Source organism: Pseudomonas sp. Sample_9, from assembly GCF_004307535.1.
Taxonomy (GTDB): Bacteria; Pseudomonadota; Gammaproteobacteria; order Pseudomonadales; family Pseudomonadaceae; genus Aquipseudomonas; species Aquipseudomonas mercuritolerans.
The window spans coordinates 1-4718 of record NZ_RAZO01000292.1 but is presented as its reverse complement, the minus strand read 5'-3'; the positions used below and the strand labels follow the sequence as shown (position 1 = coordinate 4718).

The following is a 4718-nucleotide window of genomic DNA, read 5'->3' as shown; positions in this document are numbered from 1 at the left end:
ATCATGAGTCAGCCGTCGGTTGGCGTTTTTACAGAATGTTGAACGGGATGGTGGTCACGAGACGGAACTCGTTGATGTTGCCGTCAGCCTGATGCTCGCTGGCGCGGTGAGTGGTGTACGTCGCGCGAATTGCAGTGGCTTTGAGCGGGCCGCTTTGCACAGCGTAGGAAGCCCCAACACCGTATTCATAGTGAGACTCGCCATCCATCAGGCTCAGGTCACCACGCTTGGCGCCCGGATCGGTGTAGGCGGTGCCGCGGTAGTGAGTACCGTCGATGCCCCAACCGCGTGCCTGGTAGATGTTGAACTTCAGGCCTGGCACACCGTACTCGGCCATGTTGATGCCGTAGGCGATCTGGAACGACTTCTCGTTCGGGCCGTTGAAGTCCGACAGCAGGGAGTTGGCCAAGTAGATGCCGTTGGTTTCGTGCAGGTAGTCGAAGTACTCGTTACCGTTAACTTCCTGGTACGAGAAGGTCAGGCTATGGGCCTGGTGAGTCAGACCCAGCGACAGCGAGTAGGTATCGTTGTCGATGTTGCCCATCAGCTTTTTGCCTTCGTCGACGGTCTTGTAGTAGTTCAGACCGGTGGTCAGGCTCAGCACCTGGCTGTCACCCAGTTCGTGGGTGCCACCGAAGTAGTACTGGTTCCAGAAGTCTTCGACATTGGCCACATAGAGGCTGGTTTTCAGGCTTTTCAGCGGCTGGTAGTTCACGCCTGCGGTGTAGACCTTGTCGGTTTCCACGCCCGTTTGCGAATATTCGGTGCGGAATTTCGACAGGCTCTGCTCGGTACGCGGCGATACGCGGTCGAAGCCGCCCAGGTCGAACGACAGGTTGTTGAATTCCTCGCTGTGCAGGCTGATACCTTCAAAGCTCGAAGGCAGCGGACGGTTGCCAATGACATCAACGATCGGCGTGCTGAAGTTCTGGCGGCCGGCAGTCAGGGTAGTGTTCGACACGCGGAACTTGACGTTGGCCAGACCCAGTTTGCTCCACTGGTCAACGGCGTCGCCGTCGGAGTCTGCCAGAGTACGGTTGGAGCCGCCGGCGATGTCCTTGCGATCACGATCCAGCACAATGGCGTTGTAAGCGGCGACTTCGGTGCTCACGCCCACGGTGCCTTGGGTGAAGCCCGAGGTGTAGTTGACGATGGTGCCTTGCACCCAGTTGATGCGACGCGCAGTCGGCGTCTTGACCAATGGCGAAGTATTCTTGTCGCTGTTTTTCACGTAGCTGAAACGGTCATCACGACGCTTCAGTTCGTTGGCGTACCAGTTACGGGTTGTACCGCCCAGGCTTTGTCCATCGATAAAGCCTTTGGCCTCGCTTTGGGCGCTGCTGCCGGCCAATGTGGTAGGGACGAATTCCTGACTTGCAGGTTCGGCGTACGCCGTGGCGGTGATGCTGCTGATGGCCAGGGCCAGTATCGCGGTGCTGCTCAGTTTCATGGGTGAAGCTCCTTTACTTTCTTTTTATCCCGGCTTTTTTTGGTATGCCGGTTATTGGTTTAGAACTCGTTCACACATCGCAAACGTTTGCAAAAAGCCGGATTGGCGAATTTCGGCAAAGCGCTTGCGTGAGGGGAGTAGACGGCTCCCCTCAGCATTGCGGCTAATCGGTTGGTTTAATCGATACTGACACCCGAGAACACGTTGCGGCCGAACGGGCTGACTTTGAACCCTTCGACCCGGGTGCTTAACGGCTGGTTGACCGTCGAGTGGGCGACAGGCGTGATCGGCACTTGCTGTTTAAGCAATTGCTGGGCCTGTTTATAAAGCTCGGTGCGCTGGTCGCGGTCGGTGACGACCTTGGCCTGTTTGATCAGCTTGTCGTACGCCGGGTCGCACCACATCGAATAGTTGTTGCCGCCGATGGCGTCACAGCTGTACAGCGTGCCCAGCCAGTTGTCCGGGTCCCCATTGTCGCCGGTCCAGCCGATCAGGCTGACGTCGTGCTCGCCGTTCTTGGTGCGCTTGATGTACTCGCCCCATTCGTAGCTGACGATCTTCACTTTCAGACCGATCTTGGCCCAGTCGGACTGGAGCATTTCGGCCATCAGTTTGGCGTTCGGGTTGTACGGACGCTGCACCGGCATTGCCCACAGGGTGATCTCGGTGCCTTCTTTCACGCCGGCGGCCTTGAGCAGTTCCTTGGCTTTTTCCGGGTTGTAGGCGGCGTCCTTGATGGTGTCGTCGTAGGACCACTGGGTCGGTGGCATGGCGTTGACGGCCAGTTGGCCGGCGCCTTGATAAACAGCGTTGAGAATTCCCTGTTTATTCACCGCCATGTCCAGTGCCTGACGCACTTCGAGTTGATCGAACGGCTTGTGGCGCACGTTGTAGGCGATGTAGCCGAGGTTGAAGCCCGGCTTGGAAATCAGTTGCAGTTTCGGGTCGGCCTTCAGTGCTTCAACATCGGCAGGCCGCGGGTGCAGGGTGATCTGGCACTCGTTGGCCTTGAGCTTCTGCACGCGTACCGAAGCGTCGGTGTTGATCGCAAAAATCAGGTTCTTCAGCTTGACCCGGCTCGGATCCCAGTACTGCGGGTTGCCGGTATAGCGGATGTTCGAGTCTTTCTGGTAGCTCTTGAATACGAACGGCCCGGTGCCGATCGGCTTCTGGTTGATGTCGCTCGGCTTGCCGTCGGCCAGCAGCTTGTCGGCGTATTCGGCAGACAGAATCGAAGCGAAGCTCATCGCGATGTTCTGGATGAACGCGGCATCGACGCTGTTGAGCGTGAACTCTACGGTCAGCGGCCCGGTCTTCTCGACCTTGGCGATGTTCTTGTTCAGGCTCATCCCGTTGAAGTACGGAAACTCGGTGGGATACGCCTTGCGGAACGGCTGTTGCGCATCGAGCATGCGAGTGAACGTGAACACGACATCGTCAGCGTTGAAATCGCGGCTCGGCTTGAAGTAAGGGGTTGTATGAAATTTCACGCCTTCACGCAGGTGAAAGGTGTATTTCAGGCCATCTTCGGAAATGTCCCACTTGGTCGCCAGGCCCGGTACGACATTGGTCGCGCCTTTTTCAAACTCGACGAGGCGGTTGTACAGCGGCTCGGCGGCGTCGTTGTCGGTGGCCGTCGTGTACTGCGCGGTATCGAAACCCGCCGGGCTGCCTTCCGAGCAAAACACCAGGCTGTCGCTGGCGGCGTAGCTTGCAGACGTGGCGGCCAACAGGCCGGCGCCCAACAGTGCGGAAAAAATCAAGGTATGGCGCATGACGCTCCCTCTTTTTAGTGTTGTGCAATGCGTCAGGGTCCCTATCCCGGGACTTTCTGGTCGCATTGAGCTCAATCCAATACGTACGGCAAAACCGGTGGCCCACGCAGACACTGGTCAGTACGCGACGGTAGGCACCGTGCCTCTGGCAGTAAATACGTAATTGCCTTAATGCTCGTAGGAAAAGTCGACGCGCCTATACCGAAGCAATCATCTGCGGCGGATTTGGGTGTAGGCCTTTTCCTTTTTTCCCGGTAGATAAAGCAACGGCGACGTCAGAAACGCCGCCGTTGCAATGTCTTACTTGCTGACGCTGACGCCGTAGAAGGAATTCAGGCCAAATGGGCTGATCTTGAAATCCTGCACGTTGGCGCGCATGGGTTGATACACCGTCGAGTGAGCGATAGGTGTCATTGGAACTGCATCTTTGAGGACGTGTTGCGCCTGTTTGTACAGCTCGGTGCGCTTGCCCTGGTCGGTAGTGCGTTTGGCTTCTTTCACCAGGCCGTCGAACTTCTTGTCGCACCACTTGGAGAAGTTGTTGCCGCTCAGCGAGTCGCAGCCGAACAGAACGTTGAGCCAGTTGTCCGGATCACCATTGTCACCGCTCCAGCCAATGATCATGGCCTGGTTCTCGCCACCTTTGGAGCGCTTGATGTACTCGCCCCACTCGTAGCTGGTGATCTTCACTTTCAAGCCGATCTTGGCCCAGTCGGACTGGAGCATTTCAGCCATCAGTTTGGCGTTCGGGTTGTACGGACGCTGCACCGGCATCGCCCACAGGACGATCTCGGTACCTTCCTTGACGCCGGCTTCCTTGAGCAGCTGTTTGGCTTTCTCAGGGTCGTACTTGGCATCCTTGATGGTGGTGTCGTAGGACCACTGGGTCGGCGGCATGGCGTTGACGGCCAGTTGGCCGGCGCCCTGGTAAACCGAATCGATGATCTGCGGCTTGTTCACGGCCATGTCCAGTGCCTGACGCACGCGCAGGTCAGCCAGTGGGTTGGCCTCGTTGCTGCCCTTGACCTTGTCCATCACGTTGTAAGCGATGTAGCCGAGGTTAAAGCCGGCCTGATCCGGCATCTTCAGCGACTTGTCTTCTTTCAGCGCTTTCAGATCGGCCGGACGCGGGAACAGGGTGACCTGGCACTCGTTCTTTTTCAGCTTCTGAATACGCACCGACGGGTCGGTAGTGATGGCGAAGATCAGGTTGTCGATCTTCACGTCTTCAGGTTTCCAGTAATCCTTGTTGCCGGTGTAACGGATGTTCGAGTCTTTCTGGTAGCTCTTGAACACAAACGGGCCGGTGCCGATCGGCTTCTGGTTGATGTCGGCGGCTTTGCCATCCTTGAGCAGTTGGGCCGCGTATTCGGCGGACTGCACGGACGCGAAGCTCATGGCCATGTTCTGGATGAACGCGGCGTCGACTTCTTTCAGAGTGAACTTGACGGTGTGGTCGTCGACTTTATCGATCTTGGTGATGTTGGTGTCCA

3 protein-coding genes are annotated in these 4718 nt (G+C 57.3%); all 3 read right to left on the bottom strand.

Features of this window, described 5'->3' with window-relative positions; genetic code table 11:
* Nucleotides 1-28: 28 nt before the first annotated feature.
* Nucleotides 29-1450: an OprD family porin gene (locus D6877_RS16025; protein WP_122699944.1), complete on the bottom strand. Its 1422-nt coding sequence runs from the start codon at nucleotides 1448-1450 to the stop codon at nucleotides 29-31.
* A 176-nt stretch (nucleotides 1451-1626) separates the two neighbouring features.
* Nucleotides 1627-3225, bottom strand: a complete 1599-nt coding sequence (locus D6877_RS16020) for an ABC transporter substrate-binding protein (RefSeq protein WP_130911421.1) — start codon at nucleotides 3223-3225, stop codon at nucleotides 1627-1629.
* Between the two features lie 300 nt (nucleotides 3226-3525).
* Nucleotides 3526-4718 (bottom strand): ABC transporter substrate-binding protein (locus D6877_RS16015; protein WP_130911420.1); only part of this gene is annotated, 1193 nt, incomplete at its 5' end.

What these genes read in the sequence shown, in the direction of transcription:
- D6877_RS16025 (WP_122699944.1), bottom strand. Translation starts at nt 1,450, where the DNA reads ATGAAACTGAGCAGCACCGCGATACTGGCCCTGGCCATCAGCAGCATC.
- D6877_RS16020 (WP_130911421.1), bottom strand. Translation starts at nt 3,225, where the DNA reads ATGCGCCATACCTTGATTTTTTCCGCACTGTTGGGCGCCGGCCTGTTG.